The organism is Arthrobacter globiformis, from assembly GCF_003261175.1.
GTDB lineage: Bacteria > Actinomycetota > Actinomycetes > Actinomycetales > Micrococcaceae > Arthrobacter > Arthrobacter globiformis_A.
Genome location: NZ_QLNP01000003.1, coordinates 79431 through 97696 on the forward strand (window position 1 = coordinate 79431; position 18266 = coordinate 97696).

General features: G+C 67.0%; 11 protein-coding genes and 1 tRNA gene. 5 read left to right on the plus strand and 7 right to left on the minus strand.

Annotation, left to right across the window (positions count from 1 at the left end):
* Genes DBZ45_RS00400 through DBZ45_RS00410 form a run of 3 tightly spaced genes read right to left on the minus strand, consistent with a single transcriptional unit; the run spans window position 1 to window position 2623 of the window.
* Window positions 1-1194 carry a glycosyltransferase gene (locus DBZ45_RS00400; RefSeq protein WP_223256856.1) on the minus strand — a complete coding sequence of 398 codons (1194 nt, stop codon included), beginning with the start codon at window positions 1192-1194 and terminating at the stop codon, window positions 1-3.
* Window positions 1169-1567 (minus strand): 6-pyruvoyl trahydropterin synthase family protein, encoded by a 399-nt coding sequence (locus tag DBZ45_RS00405; protein ID WP_111902014.1) that lies wholly within the window; start codon window positions 1565-1567, stop codon window positions 1169-1171. The genes DBZ45_RS00400 and DBZ45_RS00405 overlap by 26 nt, the downstream gene beginning before the upstream one ends.
* Window positions 1568-1570: 3 nt before the next feature.
* On the minus strand, window positions 1571-2623 hold the full coding sequence (locus DBZ45_RS00410; protein WP_111902015.1) for a zinc-dependent alcohol dehydrogenase: 1053 nt from the start codon (window positions 2621-2623) through the stop codon (window positions 1571-1573).
* 137 nt (window positions 2624-2760) lie between these two features.
* Between DBZ45_RS00410 and DBZ45_RS00415 the strand changes: the two genes are divergently transcribed.
* A tRNA-Ser gene (locus tag DBZ45_RS00415) sits at window positions 2761-2850 on the plus strand.
* A gap of 406 nt (window positions 2851-3256) precedes the next feature.
* On the opposite strand, the gene DBZ45_RS00420 is transcribed toward DBZ45_RS00415, so the two are convergent.
* Window positions 3257-3610 carry a hypothetical protein gene (locus DBZ45_RS00420; RefSeq protein ID WP_102972701.1) on the minus strand — a complete coding sequence of 118 codons (354 nt, stop codon included), beginning with the start codon at window positions 3608-3610 and terminating at the stop codon, window positions 3257-3259.
* A gap of 114 nt (window positions 3611-3724) precedes the next feature.
* Here DBZ45_RS00420 and DBZ45_RS00425 point away from each other — a divergent pair, with 114 nt between their 5' ends.
* The gene (locus DBZ45_RS00425) at window positions 3725-4306 is read left to right on the plus strand and encodes an SRPBCC family protein (RefSeq protein ID WP_111902016.1); all 582 of its coding nucleotides are present in this window, start codon (window positions 3725-3727) and stop codon (window positions 4304-4306) included.
* Here DBZ45_RS00425 and DBZ45_RS00430 read toward each other — a convergent pair.
* Genes DBZ45_RS00430 through DBZ45_RS00440 form a run of 3 tightly spaced genes read right to left on the minus strand, consistent with a single transcriptional unit; the run spans window position 4303 to window position 11064 of the window.
* Window positions 4303-7440 (minus strand): efflux RND transporter permease subunit, encoded by a 3138-nt coding sequence (locus DBZ45_RS00430; protein WP_111902017.1) that lies wholly within the window; start codon window positions 7438-7440, stop codon window positions 4303-4305. The two genes, DBZ45_RS00425 and DBZ45_RS00430, sit on opposite strands and share 4 nt — an antisense overlap.
* A 1-nt stretch (window position 7441) precedes the next feature.
* A complete protein-coding gene (locus DBZ45_RS00435) occupies window positions 7442-7894 on the minus strand; it encodes a hypothetical protein (RefSeq protein ID WP_111902018.1) in 453 nt (150 codons plus the stop codon).
* On the minus strand, window positions 7891-11064 hold the full coding sequence (locus DBZ45_RS00440; RefSeq protein WP_317616936.1) for an efflux RND transporter permease subunit: 3174 nt from the start codon (window positions 11062-11064) through the stop codon (window positions 7891-7893). Before DBZ45_RS00440 ends, DBZ45_RS00435 begins: the two co-directional genes overlap by 4 nt.
* A 467-nt stretch (window positions 11065-11531) precedes the next feature.
* Between DBZ45_RS00440 and DBZ45_RS22760 the strand changes: the two genes are divergently transcribed.
* From DBZ45_RS22760 to DBZ45_RS00460, 3 genes are all read left to right on the plus strand, one after another.
* Window positions 11532-12215 carry a DUF4232 domain-containing protein gene (locus tag DBZ45_RS22760; protein ID WP_190242948.1) on the plus strand — a complete coding sequence of 228 codons (684 nt, stop codon included), beginning with the start codon at window positions 11532-11534 and terminating at the stop codon, window positions 12213-12215.
* Between the two features lie 159 nt (window positions 12216-12374).
* A complete protein-coding gene (locus DBZ45_RS00455) occupies window positions 12375-13865 on the plus strand; it encodes an FAD-dependent oxidoreductase (protein ID WP_111902020.1) in 1491 nt (496 codons plus the stop codon).
* Window positions 13866-13970: 105 nt separating this feature from the next.
* Window positions 13971-18266: ATP-dependent helicase (locus DBZ45_RS00460; RefSeq protein WP_440130480.1), on the plus strand; the 4296-nt coding region annotated here is incomplete at its 3' end.

The window sequence follows — 18266 nt, forward strand, 5'->3', positions numbered from 1 at the left end:
TCATTCTCCATCAGCAGGCGGTTGCGAGGAATGGCCGCCCGGCGACGCTTTCGGCGCCACGTAGCCGAGCACCTGCCGGGCAGTGGCATCCCAGCCGGGCAGGAGTTCCCTCCCGGCGAGGGCGCGTCGGCGCCATTCGGCGCGCAGCCCGGGGTCCGTGAGCCAGCTGCGCAGCAGGGCCGCCAGCGGCTCCGGGTCCGCTTCCCCGTCGGCAGGTTCGCTGCTTCGCTCGTCAGGTTCGCCGCCGAGTTCGACGACGGCGCCGGGCAGGGCGGGTCCAGCACCATTCGGACGTCCTGGGGCAGTTTCCGCACCCAGCCCGAGCGCCTCCACCGCGCCGGTGCCCGCCCGGACGATGACCGGCACCCCGCGGGCCACGGACTCGGTGACCGCCATGCCGAATGCCTCCACCTTGGAGACCAGCAGGCTCAGGTCGGCGGCGTCCCACTGCTCCTCCAATGCCCCGCCGGTTAGTTCGCCGGGCAGCTGCACCCGGCTGCCCAGGCCGTAGTGGTCTACTGCAGCCGCGACCTGGCGGGCGTAGCCGGGGTCCGCGGTGGCCGATCCGACGAGCGCCGCCGTCCACTCCAGATCCTGCAGCCGGGCCAGCGCGCCGAGGAGAACCAGCTGGTCCTTGTTGGGCAGGAGTGCTGCCACGGCCAGCAGTCGCGGCGGCTCGGATCCGTCCGCCACCGGGCCGCGCTCGGTTCCGGGCAGCGCCGCGCGGACGCCGGCTAGGCCGTGCCGCCGGCTGATTTCGGCGGCGGCGGAGCCGCTGGTGCAGATCACGCCGGCGGCCGCCCGCAGCGCCCGGGCTTCCAGGTCCGCATGTTCGTCCAGGGGCATGTGCAACAGGACCCACGGCGCGTGGCCGGCCTCGGCGGCTTCCTCCATCGCTTCGGGGGCGCCAGAGGCGACCAGACCGTCAACGATCGTGACGGTGTTGGTTCCTGCGGTGGTCCCCGTCGTGAGCAAGCCGGCCAGCCGCCGTCGTTCTTCCTTGCTGCCAACCGGCCAGTTGCCGACGACCGGCTGGATGGTTACCGCTGTTCCCAGTTGCTCGAGGCCCTGCGCCAGCGCTGCGTTGTAGACGTTGCCGCCGGAGTTGTGCCGGATGTTTGCGGGTACCAGGAGCCGGATGGCAGGCGGCGGGGGCAGCATGGCCGGGTCAGCTGCGGTCGAATTCAAGGGCATAGCTCGCCCAGGCATCGGGGTTTTCCCGGAGGGTGACGTCCAGGCCGGCGAGCTCACGTCCGTCCTTATCCTCCCGCAAGCGCTTTGCGACGGCGTCGGCAATGTACTGCGCCAAGGCCTCCGTGGTGCTTAGTTTGCCGGCGAAGTCCGGGTGCTCGTCCAGGTTCCGGTAGTTGAGCCCGGCCAGCACCTCCTCAATCATGTTGCCGGCTGCGCCGATGTCCAGGACGATGGCGTCGTCGTTGAGGGCACGACGGCGGAACGTCACTTCCGCGACGAAGGTCGCCCCGTGCAGGCCCTGGGCGGGCCCGAAGGCCTCGCGGGGAAGGCTATGGGCAATCATGAAGTGGCGGCGTACGGTCAGGCTGAACACTGGTTACCTCGCGGTTTCGGTGGGTTCGGTTTCATGGACGGGGTATTCGGGGCCGGAGGCTTCCGTGGGCGGGTATTCAATGACGTGGCACAGCGCTTCGAGCCGGCCCTCGGCCAGGTCCTGGACCACGCCGGGCAGCCCGGCGAAGTCCGAGGCGCCGGTAAGGAAGGCGTCGAACACCGGGTCCTCCAGCAGGGACACAGCGAGCTCCAGCCTGTCGGCGTTGGTCCGGCGGTGCCGGCGGGCCCGCGCCACGGCGCCCACCTGACTGGCCCGGATGGACAGCCTGCGCGCGTGGAAGTCCTCACCGAGCGGGAGCGTGATTTTCCGGTCGGCGTACCAGGACATCTCGATGATGTCGCCCTCATCGCCCACCAGCTTCAGGCTGCGTTCCAGCCCGCCTTCGGACGCGGAGCAGTGGAACACGATGTCGCAGTCCGGCAGGGCATCATCCGGGAGGGCGAAATCAACGCCGACGGCGTCGGCGAGGTCCTTGCGGGCTGGATCGAGGTCCACGAGTTGGAGCCGTGCGAGGGGAAACGTGCGCAGCAGCGTGGCCACCATGCCGCCCACCAGCCCGGCGCCGATCACGGCGACGCGGTCGCCCAGCCTTGGCCCCGCCTCCCAAAGGGCGTTCACGGCCGTTTCCACGGTGCCGGTGAGGACCGCGCGGCGGGGAGGAACGGCGTCGGGAACGCGGGTCAGCGAGGACACCGGGACCACGTAGAGGTCCTGGTGCGGGTGGAGACAGAACACGGTTTGCCCCACCCAGTCCGCCGGGCCCTGCTCCACCACCCCCACGGACAGGTAGCCGAACTTCACCGGCGATGGGAAGGAGCCCTCCTGGTGCGGGGCGCGCATTTCCTCGGCGACGCAGGGCGGAACGGCGGCCTGGTGGACTACAAGTTCGGTGCCCTTGCTGATGCCGGAGTACAGCGAGCGCACCAGCGCCTCCTCCGGGCCGGGAACGGGCAACTCCTCGGCGCGGAGTTCACCCTGGCCGGGGCCCACGGTCCAATATGCGGTTGCTTCGGTCTGCTGCTGGAAAGTAGTCATCTTGCTTATGAATCTAGTGCCCGGCCCCGATTTCCGGGAAGACGCGGCCCGGCTTGGCCGCTACGGGCCCGTCTCGCGGCCGTGCGAAGCATGCCGTTTTGGGGATGCGGGCCTTGCTCCGGTACCCTATTGAGGTTGGTGACGTGTCCGAGCGGCCGAAGGTGCAACACTCGAAATGTTGTTTGGTGTAAAAGCCAACGTGGGTTCAAATCCCACCGTCACCGCCACGTAGAAAGGCCCCGGTTCCCCTGTAACAAAGCGAACCGGGGTCTTTTGCTTTATGCGGACGGGGCTAACCCGGACGGGCTCGCAACCCCGCCGCCGGAGTTAGAGGGCGGCGCTGCCGCCGCGCTGTATGTCGCCCGGGGGCGGCGGCCCGCTCATTCCCCGGTTCGCAGAGCGGGCCGCCTACCGAAGCCGTAGATCCAGGAGACCCGTTACGGCGACGGTAGCGGGATAGTACCGCCGCAGGCTTGGGAAAAGGTGGCGCCGATTTGGAACCTAAGCAAGCTGTCCATTAGTTTTGACGAGAACGTTCCGTGTTCCCCCATACACGGAGCGGTTGCCTAGAAGAACCCCGCCGCACTCCTGTGCGGCGGGGTTCTTCGCTGTATGAGCCAACAGCCGGGTGTGTTACTCGGAGCCGGACTTCTGTTCCCGGTCGAGGAGGTTCTTCCTGATCTCGTCCAGCTTCTCCTTGATGACCCGCTCCGCGTCCGAGATGGTCTTCCCGGCGCTGCTCAGCGGATCCAGCTGCACGTACACCTCGTGCGCCACGGGCAGGTCGTACTCATCCTTCAGGTGCGTGCCGCCGCCTACGCCGTCCAGGGTCAAGTACACCTGGGCGTCGGTCCGGGCGATTCCGGCGATCCTGCCGAACACCACGGTGAAATCGTTCGGCTGAAAGCTAACCGTCTGGCCAACGTGGCTGCGGTCAAGCTCCCCCGCCGTCACGGCCTTCTCATACTGGCTTCCGCTGTAGTTCATCGCTACTCCTCAATTTCGGGGTGGTGACTTACGCCTGCAGTCTATGGCGGACGGGCGGCACGCGCTTGAATGGTTGCAGATCTTTTCGCGCGCAGCAGCTGGCAGGAGGCACTCATGAACGCCACAGGCACCAGGAGCACGGACTACGCCTTCGTCACGGAGTGGCGGGTGGCCGGGACGGCCGAGGAGGTGGCAGCGGTTCTGGGTGACGCCGCAGGGCTGGCGCGGTGGTGGCCGTCTGTGTATCTAAGCGTCAGCCCCATCCATCCGGGCAGTGAAAACGGCGTGGGGCGGATGGCAAGGCTGCACACCAAGGGCTGGCTCCCCTATACCCTGCGGTGGACCCTCACCGTCACGGAACCGATCACCAGCAAGGGCTTCGCGATCCGCGCAACGGGCGACCTGGACGGGACCGGACGCTGGACATTCGAGCAGGACGGCCCGGAGGTCCTGATCACATATGACTGGCGGGTCAGCGCCACCAAGCCGCTGCTGAGGCGGCTCAGCTGGCTGCTGAAACCCGGCTTCTCCGCCAACCACCGGTGGGCAATGGCCCGGGGCCAGGAAAGCCTCGCGCTGGAACTGCGTCGCCGGAGGGCGGGAACCGGTCCGCACTCCGTCCCCGCACCACCGCCGCCCACGTTCCCGCGGGTGGCGGGGCGTGGGCGGCGGATGGACGAGCGGGTTCGTGGCTAGGCGTTAGCCAGAACGGGCTCCGGCGGTGCCTGGTGGCGCTCGGCCTTCGGCTTGGCGAACCTCAGGTACAGCGACGGGACCACGAACAGGTTGAGCAGCGTGGACGTCACCAGCCCGCCGAGGATCACCAGGGCCATGGGATGTTCAATCTCATGGCCGGGGATGTTCCCCAGGACCACCAGCGGCACCAGGGCAAGTCCCGTGGCCAGGGTGGTCATCAGAATAGGCGAGAGGCGTTCCCCGGCGCCCCGCAGGACCAGTTCCGGACCGAACTTTTCACCCTCATACTTCTCCAGGTGCTGGCAGTGGTTGACGAGCAGGATGCCGTTCCTGGCGGCGATGCCCATGACCGTCAGGAAGCCCACAATGGAGCCCAGTGACAGCACGCCTCCGCCCATGAATGCGGCAAACACCCCACCCACCAGGGCAATCGGGAGCGTGAGGATCACCAGCGTGGCCAGCCGCCAGCTGCCGAAGGCAACCTGCAGCAGCAGGTAGATAACGGCCAGCGCCCCGATGGCGAGCGTCAGCAGGGTCTTGGTCGCCGCCTGCCGCTCCTGGAACTCACCCAGGATCTGGGTACGGAAGCCCTGCGGCAGCTCCACCTTCTTGAGCCCTTCCTCCATGGCCGCAACCACGTCGCCCAGAGCGCCGTCCCTGACGTTGGCTTCGATATCGATCCGTCGGGAGTGCGCGTCACGCTGGATGACGTTCGGGGTCGGTTTCACCTGGACGCTGGCCACATCGGACAGCAGGATCTTCTGCCCGCTCGGTGTATCGATTGGCAGGTTCCTGATGCTGCTGATATCCGACCGGACCTCTGGCGGGCTCCAGACCTGGACGTCGTAGGCCTTGCCGCCGCGGTAAACGTCGCCCACCTCCTCGCCGGCCACCATCGTCGCCGCCGCCCGGCGGACGTCGCCCGGCTTCAGCCCGTAGCTCTGGGCTTTGGCCAGATCAACCTCGATGTTCAGCTGAGGAATGTCCTTTTGCAGCGCCGTATGGGGGGCCACCGTTCCTTCGGTCTGCTCAAAAATCGTCTGAATCTCCGCAGCCTTTGAACGCAGGAGGGCCAGGTCGTCCCCGTAAAGCCGGACGACGACGGCGTCGCTGGCACCCGTGAGAACCTCACGGATTCTCTCCTTTAGGTAGGTCTGGACGTCGCGCACAATGCCGGGATAGCCGTCCACCACTTCATGGATTGACTTCAGCGTCTTGTCATAGTCCACGGCAGGGTCGATGCTGATCCAGTTCTCACCGAAGTACACCCCCACGACCTCGTCGGCGTTGAAGGCCTGCCCAATGTGCGAGCCGCAGTTCCGGACCCCCGGGATCGTCAGCAGTTCCTCGCAGGCTTTCTGGCTAACGCGGTATTCCTCCGTAACCGACGTGCCCGGCTGGGTCAGCCAGTGCATCAGGAAGTCGCGCTCCTTGAAGTCCGGCAGCAGTGACTGCCCGAGCAGCGGTGCCGTGATGGCACCGATGGCCGCCATGGCACCGAAGGTCGCGTACCCCGCCACGGGCCGCCGCACCATCCGGCTCAGGACCGCGCGGTAGCCCCGTTTGAGTATCCTCACAAGGGGCGGTTCCTGTTCCTTCAGCGGAACTTTCCGCATGAAGATCAGGGCGAGCGCGGGTGTAACGGTCAGCGCCACAAGCATCGACGCCAGCACCGCCAGGGTGTAGGAGATGGCCAGCGGCCTGAAGAAGGCCCCGGTCAGTCCCTGCAGGAAGAAGATCGGCACCGCCGCAGCGATGATGATCAGCGTGGCGTAGATGATCGGCCCCCGGACCTCCAGCGAGGCTTCGAGGACCACCGAGGCGGTGGATCTTGTGCCGCCCTCCGCCCGGTGCTGCCGGAGTCTTCGGATGATGTTCTCGATGTCGATGATCGCATCATCCACCACCACCCCGACGGCAATCACCAGCCCCGCGAGGACCATGGTGTTCACCGATGCTCCTGTGAGGTAGAGGACGGACGCCGCCGTCACCAGTGACAGCGGGATGGCGATCAGGCTGATCAGCGCCGTGCGCCATTGGAAGAGGAACGCGCCCAGCACCAGCACCACGAGGATGCAGCCCAGCATCAGCGCGCGGCTGAGGTTGTTCAGGGACTCCTCGATGAACGTTGCGGGCCGGAAGATCTCCGTATCAACGGTGATGCCGCTGAGTCCCGGCTCCATTTGCTGCAGGGCAGCCTCAACGCCCCTCGTGACTTCCAGGGTGTTGCCCCAGGGAAGTTTCTCGACGATGAGCATGAGCCCTTGGCCCTGGTTGATCACGGCGTCGCCAATGAGCGGCTGATGGTCTTCCACGACGTTGGCCACATCACCCAGGCGGAGCGGCTTCCCGTTCCTCTCCTCGATGGTGATCTCAGCGAGGTCCTTCGGAGTGGTGATTGGCAGCACGTGCTGGATCCCGACCCGCTGGTTGGGCGTCTCAATGTGGCCGCCGGTGCCGATGACGGAACCCGGCGAATACTGCAGCAGGCCGGCGTCGAGGGCGTTGGCGGTGACCTCCATGACCTGGTTCAGGCTGACGTCATTGGCCTTCAGCTTGTCCGGAATCGCTTGCACCTGCAGCATCTGCAGCCGCTCGCCCCAGATGGCTACATTGGCCACACCCGGGACCCGCAGCAGGTGGGCGCGGATCTTCCAGTACGTGATCATGGACATTTCCATGAGCGAACGCTGGTCCGAAGTCAGCCCGATCTTCATGACCCGGCTGGTGGACGACAGCGGCTGCAGGATCACCGGCGGCGCCGCCCAGGTGGGCAGCGACGGTATGACGTTGGCGATCCGCTCCGAGACCAGCTGGCGGGCCTTAAGCAGGTCCGCTCCCGGGGCGAAAATCAGCACGATCGAGGACAGCTGCTCCACGGACTTGGAGCGGATCTCATCCAGACGCTCAACGCCGTTGAGGGCGTCTTCGAGGGGAACGGAAACCAACTGCTCCACCTCGGCAGCGGTAAGGCCGATGCAGATAGTCTGAATCTCCACCTTCGGCGGTGCAAATTCGGGAAAGACGTCCACGGAGGCCGTGCTGAGCTGGACGCCGCCGAACGCCATCATTGCCACCGCGATGGCCACCACCAGGGCGCGGAATTTCAGGCTGAACCCGACAATCCGGCGCATGTCAGTGACCCTTTGTGCCGAATTCGGCGCCGAAAAGTTCCGCGGCACCAACGGTGACAACATCGGTTCCTACAGGCGGACCGGACTGGAGCTGCACCTTGTTGTCTGCAATCTTCTCCACCGTCACTGCGGCCCGGATGTAGGTCCGCGGCTGGGGATTGGTGTAGACCCAGGTCTTCCCGTTGGCGTCATAGACCAGTGAGCCGTAGGGCACCTGCAGCGGGCTGCCTTCACCCTTGGTCACCTTGACCGTGGTCACTCCCAGCCTTTCCACTGCCTTGTCGGTCAGCGTCAGTTTGTTCAGGTCCGGGCCGGCCTTCTCCATGGTGGACGCTGCCTGCCCGGCGGGCGCCGCGGCGGTTTTCACTGTGGCACATCCGGAGAGGCCAATGGACGCTGTGCAGACCAGCACCAGAACGGAACGCCAGCCCCCAAATTCACTATTGCTTTTCATGACAATTCCGACCTCTCTGCCAGAACCGGTCCGTTGTTGATCACCAATGAGCTCCCCCAGTCCGTGTTGGTCCGTGGACCAATGCGGAGGAAGAGGATCGGCAGAATGAATAGGGTCAGCAGGGCAGTGGTAATAAGCCCGCCCCACACAACCAGCGCCAGCGGAAGGAGCATGCCTCCGCCGACCGGCCCGCCGAGCAGCACCAGCGGCACCAGTGCCAGTCCGGTGATCACGGTGGTCAGAACAGTGGGCAGAAGCCGCTCTCCGGCCGCCTGCCGCATGAGATGTGCCGGCGAATCCGACGGGGCACGGGACTGCAGTGATTGATACGTTCCCATCAGCATGACCACGTCCCTGATTGCCAGGGCGAGCACCGCCGCCAGGGCCACCAGCACATACACGGAGCCGAAACCGCCGCTCAGGTCGGCGGCGAGGATTCCGCCTGACAGTGCAACCGGAAGCAGCAGGAAGACGAGCCCTGCGAGCCGCCAGTTGCCGAGGACCGTCAGCAGCAGGACCAGGATGCCGGCTGCCGCCGCCAGGGCGAGCCACCAGATCAAGGCACCGGCGGCCTGCTTTTCGGCGTACTGCGGCGGGATCTCAGCGTGGTATTCCACGGGGAACTGCATTCCCTTGATGGCCGCCTGGACATCCTGCGTGACGTCGCCGAGGCTGCGGCCCTGGATGTTGGCCACGACGTCGATGCGCCTGGAGGTGTCGTCATGGTGGATCACGGTCTGGTTCGGGCGGAGCGTGACCGTGGCCACGTCACCCAGCCGGACCTGCCCGCCTTCAGGCTTGTCAACCATCATGTCGGTGACGCTTGTCAGGCTGTTCCGGGTGTTTTCTGTACCCTTGACGATCACCTGGAACACCTTTTGCTGCTCGAACAGGTAGCCGACCTCGATGCCCTGCAGGACGGTGGCAGCCGCGCGCCTCACATCGCCGGGCTTGATGCCCTGCTTCTGTGCCTTGGCGAGGTCAACCTCGATTTCCGCAACAGGCTGGTCTACCGTGACGTCCACCTGCGGATCAACCACACCGTCCGTACGCGACAGAATCCCGTGGATCTCGTTTGCCTTCTGCCGGAGGATGTCCAGGTCCACGCCAAACACGCGCACCCTGAACTGGCGGTTGTCGATTTCGCTGGCAGCAGCCACCTGCTGCTCCGGGTAGGTGGTCACCTTTGCCGTCAGGCCCGGGTAGCCTTCAACAATCTCCTGCACCTCAGCGCGCACGTTGCTGAGGTCTGCGCCGTCCTCCATGGTCACCCAGAGTTCACCGGCGTTGACGTCGGAGGAGGTATCGGAGGTGATGGCCCGTCCAACGTGGCCGCCCACGGAGGAAACTCCGCGGATTCCGCTGAGCTCTTCGCTGGCCTTGGTCATGACTCTGTTCATCACGTCTGTCCCCGTGCTTGCCGCCGATGCCCATTCCACAAGGAGGGTCCGGTCGGGAACAGCGGCCACAACCGGAAGTTCCCTCGTGGCAGCGGGGACGATGGCAAGTGCCGCAATGGCCAGTGCCGCTGCCGCAAGTGCGAACACTGTGGCCACCGCTCCGGTGAAGGCCCGCGCCGTGCGCTCGTAGCCGAGCCGGGCTTTGCGGACCACCGAAAGGCTGCGCCGTGGCCGCCGGTGACCCCGCAGCAGCAGGCTCGCCAATGCCGGCGTCACCGTCAGGGCAACGAGCATCGCCACAGCTGTGGCCAACAGGTAGGACAGCACCAGGGGCTTCAGGAACGCACCCTCCACACCCGGGACAAACAGCGCCGGCGCGAGGGCAAGGAGAGCGGTAAGTCCGGCGAACAGGACAGGCACGCGGGACCGCTGCAGCCCGTGGGCAAGCAGGGCTTCGCGTGACACCCGATCATCGGCCGATTCCCGCCGGAAGCTGTGCAGGTCGGTGATGACATCGCCGATGACGACGAGGAGGGCAAGGACCAGACCCGCGAACGCCATCACATTCAGAACCGCTCCTTGGAACTGCAGCACCAGTGCCGCGGCCATGGCCGCCACGGAAATGGCGACGAAGGCCAGCAGGGCGTACCGCCAGGACCGGAATGCGATGCCAATCAGGGCCGTAACCACCAGGAGGCTGATCAGCAGGGCAAGACCCAGGCTGCCAACAGCGGACTCAACGAATGACGCCGGGCGGAATACCGTGGAGTCGACCGTGATGCCGGAAAGGCCTGGACGCAGCCCGTCCAGTACCGCCTCGACCCCCTGCGTCACGTCCGCAACACTCGTGTCGGGGAACTTCTCGATGACCAGCAGCAGGCCGGGCGACTTGCCGGTGACAGCGTCGCCGATCAGGGGCTGGTGGTCTTCGCTCAGGGTGGTCACATCGGACAGCGTCAGCGTCTTGTCCGCTGCGCCTTCAACGCTGACCTTGCCGAGGTCTGCCGGCGTCCGGATCGGAAGCACGTGCTGGATGCCGATGCGCTGGTTGGCGGACTCGAGGAAGCCGCCTGTGCCCGGGGTTGACGCTTCCAGGAAGCTCAGCGGGGATACCCACACCGCATTGCCGGCGGTTTCAACCACCTGGCTAAGGGTGACGTTTTTCGCCTTAAGTTGCTTCGGGTCCACCTGCACCTGCAGCTGCTGCTCGCGCTGCCCGTAGATGGAGACGTTTGCCACGCCCGGGACGCCCATGAGCGCCGGCTTGAGATCCCAGCGGGCCAGGACGGACATGTCGATTGGGGACACGTCCTGGGAGGACATCTGCACCATCATGACGCGGCTCGTCGAGGACAGCGGCTGCATCAGCACCGGCGGAGCTGACACGTTGGGCAGAGCGAAGGCCTGCGTCAGCCGCTCCGCAACGAGCTGCCGGGCACGGAGGATATCGGTGCCAGGCTCAAAAACCATTTCAATCGAAGAGAGGCCCGGGACTGACTTCGAACGAATTTCGTCGAGCCAGGCAACCCCGTTCAGCAGGTCGGCCTCCATAGGCGAGGTAATGAGCTGTTCGACCTCCACGGCGGACAGGCCCAGTGCCTCGGTTTGGATCTCCACATGCGGCGGAGAGAATTCTGGAAGATTATCCACTGGCATTGACGGCAGGGTTGTTAATCCCAACCCCAGAATGCCGGCAGCAGCGGCTAAAACAATCAATCGAAACTTAAGACTCCAGCGGACAAGCCAACCGGTCATAACCTCAGCCCCCATCGTTATTGGCTTCGGCGGCGTTGCCGGAAACCAATGACTGATGCGCCTCTTCAGGAACGTCCGTAGCGGCGTTGCCACGGACGAGTGCCGAGCTGTCTCCCCGCAACCCTGCGCAACCCCCGTTGCCGGGGGACACTTCTGGCCACGGGAGTGATGATGGACCGCGGCCAGACTACGAGCGGTGTTTCCTTGCCGGAATCCTTGCGGGGGTGGATTCCTACAAGGTAAAGACAAGCGAGACCAAGATCATTTTGGCACACCGAAAACTGCAGATCAACGCAACTTCGGTCCCAGAATTGGGTAATTCTGCGCTACGAAGCGGGTTTATCGTTGCATCAGCGTCGGCAGGAGCCCTCTTGGACCGAACGGACAAGGTCCGCTCCGCAGATGTCACAATCCGGGCGTCAAATCGGAGTCCCCGCCGCGCCTTCGTTGACTACGGCGGGAACGCCCGCAATGTTAGAGCCATGAGGCCTCAGCGAATCACTAACGGACTGATATGCACGACGGCGGCTGCCGCCCTGGCGCTGCTGCTCACCGCTTGCGGACCAAGCCAGCCCGCCACCCAGGGGACTACGGAACCGGCAACCGGCTCAACCACCCCGAGCACGCAGGCAGCCCCCGAAACGTCCGCACCGCCGTCGGCCTCTTCTTCGACCTCCCAATCGCAACCGGCTTCGCCAGCTACAACTTCTTCGGCTCCGGAGGCACCGCAGTCCACCGCCGCCGGCGCCCAGCTGTGCAAGGCCGCAGGACTGAAAGCCACCACGGATGCCACGGGCGGCGGTGCCGCCGGCAGCGTCTACATGGAGCTGATCCTCACCAACAGCGGCAACGCCTCCTGCCACCTCAAAGGGTTCGCGGGCGTGTCCCTGACCACCGGACCCAACGGGCAGCCGATCGGGGCCCCGGCCCAGCGCGACAGCTCCGCCGCCGTCCAGGACGTTCTGCTGGCACCCGGGAAATCAGGCACCGCGGTGCTCCGCTACACGCAGGCGGGGAATTACCCGGACTGCACCAAGACCCCTGCCGCCGGATTCAGGATCTACCCGCCGGAGGACACGGCATCACTGTTCGTGTCCCGGCCCTCGGATGCCTGCAGCAACGCCTCCATCGAACTCCTTAGCATCGGTGCATTTCAGACCCGCTAGAGCGAAGTTTGCCGCAAGCAACCTGTCCAGTTCCAAGCCTGTTCCGGCCCCAACTTCGTAAGTACACTTACGATTACGTCGGGGTCCCCGCTGCCAGCGTCGGGCCTGCTGCGGGAACGCCCCGCGACAAAGACGCAGGCCAAAGGCAGGTTGAGACACGTGACGTCACTCTGGTTGGACCGCACCGACACTTTCACCGGCGACCCGTTCACCCCCGGCGAGTCCTATGACACCGTGGTGGTGGGCGCCGGCCTGACCGGCCTGACCACGGCACTGTTGCTGGCCCGCTCGGGACAGAACGTGCTTGTCCTGGAAGGGCGCGGCCTGGGCGCCGTAGCCACCGGCAACACCACGGCCAAGGTGACCCTGCTGCAGGGCACCGTGCTGTCGTCCCTCCGGCAGCAGTACTCCCAAAAGGTGGTGGACGCCTACGTGTCCGGCAACCGCGAGGGGCAGGCATGGCTGCTGCGGTACCTGGAGCAGCGCGGCGTGCCGTTCCAGGTACGCGACGCCTACACGTACGCCGCTACCCAACAGGGCACGGAGGCAGTGCGGGCGGAGCTTACGGCGGCCCTCGCCGCCGATCTGGAGGTGGACTACGTCCGGGATGCGGGTTTGCCGTTCCCTATCCGGGGAGCCGTGCTCCTTCGCGGGCAGGCCCAGATCAACCCCATGGATGTGCTCACCGCGCTGGCAGAAGACGTCCGGGGCCACGGCGGCAGGATCGTCACAGGGGTGCGGGTGCGGAACGTCACGGGCGCGGGGCCGTCAACCGTCCATGCTGACCGCGGAGCGGTCCAGGCCGACTCGGTGGTGCTGGCCACGGGCAGCCCCATCCTGAACCGCGGCCTGTATTTCACCAAGCTCAAGCCGAACCGCTCCTACGCCGCAGCCCTGGAGCTCGCAGGAAACGCGACGCCGCCGGAGGGCATGTACATTTCCGTGGAACAGCCCGTGCGCTCCATCAGGGATTACCCGGCGGACGGCAAGAATCTTCTGCTGGTAGGCGGCAACGGGCACCCCGTCGGAAGGGCCCGTTCAGAGAAGGAACATCTGGAGAACGTCCTGTCCTGGGCACAGCAGCACTTCCCCGGTGCCACCGTCACCCACACATGGTCCGCGCAGGATTACCAGGCCACCAACCTCATGCCATTCTTCGGCAAACTCCCCCGCGGCCGCGGGCGCATCTTCTTCGGCACCGGCTACAACAAGTGGGGCATGACCAATGCGGTGGCCGCGTCCCTGGGCATCGCCGCGGACATCCTCGGAGGCCAACTGCCGTGGGCCAACACCATCCACCGCAGGGTGACATCACCTCCGGGCGCGGCCTCGGCCGTGACCCTCAACGCGGGAGTGGCCGCCACATTGGCCAAGGACTGGGGCAGACTGCAGAAGCTTCCTCCGTCGGACGGCACCGTGCCCGAAGAGGGCACCGGCACCGTGACGATGCGCGAACGGAAGCCGGTGGCCACCTCCACCGTCAACGGAACGACGTGCAGCCTGTCCGCGGTCTGCACGCACTTGGGCGGAATACTGCACTGGAACGACAACGAAAAGTCCTGGGACTGCCCGCTGCACGGCTCCCGGTTCAGCAGCGACGGCCAGGTCCTGGAGGGGCCAGCCACCCGCGACCTTCCTCCGGCCGGGTAAGACCGACCTGATGCTTCTATTGGTGTCGGTGCCGTGAGGCATGATGGAGGCATGCAGTCGCAGGAGCCCGCGGGCACAGCCACCGGCACGTCTGCCGGGGACTCGATGGGCCAGTTCAGCCGGCCCACCAGGGAGTGGTTCCTCGGTGCGTTTTCCGAGCCCACCCCCGCCCAGCACGGGGCTTGGAACGCGATTTCGTCCGGTTCACACGCCCTTGTTGTTGCGCCCACCGGCTCAGGTAAAACCCTGGCTGCATTCCTCTGGGCCCTGGACAGGCTCCTGGTGTCCGGGTCGGCCGCACCCGACGCTGCCGCGCCGGATGCTGCCGTGCTGCCGGGCCTTGAAGAACCGCCAGCCGGCGCCAAAACCAGGCAGTCGCGGGCACGGAAGCCCAAGCGGAAAACCCGCGTACTGTACATCTCCCCGCTCAAGGCGCTTGGCGTCGACGTCGAACGCAACCTCCGCTCCCCGCTGATCGGCATCACGCAGACGGCCAAGCGGCTGGACCTGCCGGCTCCCCTGATCACCGTCGGCGTCCGGTCCGGCGACACCCCCGCCGCGGACCGCCGTGCCCTGCTCAGCAACCCGCCGGACATCCTGATCACCACCCCCGAGTCCCTCTTCCTGATGCTCACGTCCAGGGCCCGGGAAACACTCAGCGAGGTGGATACCGTCATCGTGGACGAGGTCCACGCCGTGGCCGGCACCAAGCGCGGGGCGCATCTTGCCGTGTCGCTGGAGCGGCTGGACGCCCTGCTGCCCGCGCCGGCGCAGCGGATCGGGCTCTCCGCCACGGTCGAGCCGCGGGAACTGGTGGCGCAGTTCCTGGCCGGTTCCGCCCCGGTGGAGGTCGTGGCCCCGCCCTCCCGGAAGAACTGGGACCTCACGGTGTCCGTCCCGGTGGAGGACATGTCCGATCTGCAGGGCGCCGCCGGAGCCTTCGATTCCGGGCCGGCCTCCGGCCTGCAGCCGCAGGCCTCGATCTGGCCGCACGTGGAGGAAAAGATCGTGGACCTGGTCCTGGCCAACCAGTCCACCATCGTCTTCGCCAACTCGCGCCGGCTGGCGGAACGCCTGACCGCGCGGCTCAACGAAATCCACGCGGAACGCCAGCTCCTGACAGTGGGCGGAGGCTGGGACGACCCCGCACCACCCGTGCCCGGAGGCGTCCCGGCGTCGACCGCCACGCCTGCCCACATGATGGCGCAGGCAGGAAGCACCGCGGGGGCAGAGCCGCTGCTGGCCCGCGCCCACCACGGCTCAGTGTCCAAGGACCAGCGTGCCCTGATCGAGGACGACCTCAAATCCGGCCGGCTGCGCTGTGTCGTGGCCACGTCCTCACTGGAGCTCGGCATCGACATGGGTGCCGTGGACCTCGTGGTGCAGGTCGAGTCCCCGCCTTCAGTGGCCAGCGGGCTGCAGCGCGTGGGCCGCGCCGGGCACCAGGTGGGCGAAATCTCCCAGGGCTACCTGTTCCCCAAGCACCGCGCCGACCTCGTGCACACCGCCATCACCGTTGAACGCATGCTGGACGGCAAGATCGAGCGGCTGAGCGTGCCAGCCAATCCCCTGGACATCCTGGCGCAGCAGACCGTCGCGGCCACCGCCCTGGGCAGCATCGACGTGGAGGAGTGGTTCTCCACCGTCCGCCGCTCAGCCCCGTTCGCCACCCTCCCCCGCTCCGCCTTCGAGGCCACGCTGGACCTGCTGGCCGGGCGCTACCCCTCGGATGAATTCGCCGAGCTCCGGCCGCGGATCGTCTGGGACCGCAACGCCGGGACCATCGAGGGCAGGCCGGGAGCCCAGCGGCTGGCCGTCACGTCCGGCGGCACCATCCCGGACCGCGGGCTGTTCGGCGTCTACATCATCGGCACGGAGACGGAGGGATCGGCCTCCCCCGCCGGGGCGGGCGACGGCAAGGGTTCGGGCACGGCCCCGGCCAAGGGAGGCCGGCGGGTTGGCGAGCTTGACGAGGAAATGGTCTATGAATCCCGCGTCGGCGACATCTTTGCGCTGGGCGCCACCAGCTGGAAGATCGAAGACATCACGCACGACCGTGTGCTCGTCTCGCCCGCCTTCGGCCAGCCCGGCAAGCTGCCCTTCTGGAAGGGCGACTCGCTGGGACGCCCCGTGGACTTGGGCCGCGCCCTTGGCGCGTTCGTCCGCGAACTGTCAGCGTCCGACGTCGGCCCCGCCACCGAACGCTGCAAGGCCAGCGGCCTTGACGACTTTGCCGCGAACAACCTCCTCCAGTACCTGTCCGAACAGAAGCTGGCCACGGAGGTGGTCCCGAGCGACACGACGCTCGTGGTGGAACGCTTCCACGACGAACTCGGCGACTGGCGGGTCATTCTGCACAGCCCGTTCGGCATGCCAGTTCACGCGCCGTGGGCCCTGGCCGTGGGCCAGCGGCTCCACCAGCGGTACGGGCTGGACGGGTCCGCCATGGCCGCCGACGACGGTATCGTGCTCCGGGTTCCCATGATGGAGGACGAGCCTCCCGGCGCCGAACTGTTCCTGTTCGACCCCGAGGAGCTGGAGCAGATTGTCACCGCCGAGGTGGGCGGCAGTGCCCTGTTCGCCTCCCGGTTCCGCGAGTGTGCTGCGCGGGCCCTGCTGCTGCCCCGGCAGACCCCCGGGAAGCGGCAGCCCCTGTGGCAGCAGCGGCAGCGGTCCGCCCAGCTGCTGGACGTCGCCCGGAAATACCCGTCGTTCCCGATCGTTCTGGAAACCGTCCGCGAATGCCTGCAGGATGTGTATGACTTGCCGGCGCTGAAGGATATCGCCGCCTTGGTTGAACGGCGGGAACTCCGGATCGTCCAGACCACCACCCAGCAGCCGTCCCCGTTCGCCAAGTCCCTGCTGTTCGGCTACGTGGCGCAGTTCCTCTACGAAGGCGATTCCCCGCTCGCCGAACGGCGTGCGGCCGCACTGGCGCTCGACTCCACGCTGCTCAACGAACTCCTGGGGCGCGTGGAACTGCGCGAACTCCTGGACGCCAGAGTCATCGACCAAACCGAACGCGAGCTGCAGCGTCTTGCCCCCGACCGCAAAGTCCGCGGCATGGAGGGCGTGGCCGATCTGCTCCGCCTGCTGGGCCCCCTGGACCCCGGGGAAGTTGCGGCCCGGCTCACCTCGCCGGACGCGCCTGCCGAAACCGACGTCTCGGCGGTTGAGCCCGCCGAAACCAGATCCGCCGGAACCACAGTTGCCGAAGCCGCCGCCCACCTCGCGGCCCTCCAGCGGGCCAACCGGGCCATCCAGGTGACCATCGCCGGCGTCGAACGCTTCGCCGCGGTGGAGGACGCGGCCAGGCTGAGAGACGCCATCGGCGTCCCGCTGCCCATGGGCGTTCCGCTTGCCTTTATCGAGCCGGTGGCGGACCCGCTGGGCGATCTCGTCTCGCGCTATGCCCGCACCCACGGTCCGTTCACCGCCACCGAAGCCGCTGCCAGGCTGGGACTTGGCGTCGCCGTCGTCGGAACTGCCCTCAAGCGGCTGGCAGCCGACGGCCGCGTGGTGGAAGGCGAGTTCCGGCCCCATGCGGAGGTGGCTGGCGGCGAACGCCCGGCGGCCGCCGCTTCTGATTCCGGTGCCGGTCTCGACCCCGTCGCGGAAGCGGCGGCGGCGTCGGCCGGGGCCTCAGCGGCCGTGTCCCTGGCCGGAAGTGAATGGTGCGACGCGGAAGTGCTCCGCAAGCTCCGCCGCCGCTCGCTGGCCGCGCTGCGGGCCGAGGTGGAGCCCGTGGACATCACCGCCTACGGCCGGTTCCTGCCGGCGTGGCAGCACGTCCGCACTCCGGGCGCGGGACGGGGGCAGCCGGCGCTGCGCGGACTCGACGGCATCATCACCGCGGTGGACCAGCTCTCCGGCGTGCCCATCCCCGCGTCCGCCTGGGAACCGCTGGTGCTCGCCAGCCGGGTGTCCAACTACCAGCCCGCCATGCTGGACGAGCTCATGGCCGCCGGGGAGGTCCTCTGGTCAGGTGCCGGCTCGCTTCCGGGCAACGACGGCTGGATCAGCCTGCACCTCGCGGATTCGGTGGAACTGACGCTGAACCCTGCCCCCGAGTTTGAACCGGGCGATGCCCAGCGGCGGCTGCTGGACCACCTGCAGACCAACGGAGGCGGTTACTTTTTCCGGCAGCTGACGGACATTGCCGGCGGCATGGACGCCGTACTGGGCGACCAGGACGTCGTTTCCGCCATCTGGGATCTCGCCTGGGCCGGCCGGGTCACCGGGGACACGTTCGCCCCGGTGCGGTCCCTGATCGCCGGCGGACACACAGCCCACCGGCAGGTCGCGCGCGCGCCGCGGGCCAGGGCGCCGCGCCTCAGCCGGCTCGGACGGTCGCACGGGACCGGACTGCTCGGCTCCCCGGGACTGTCCGGCGGACGCTAC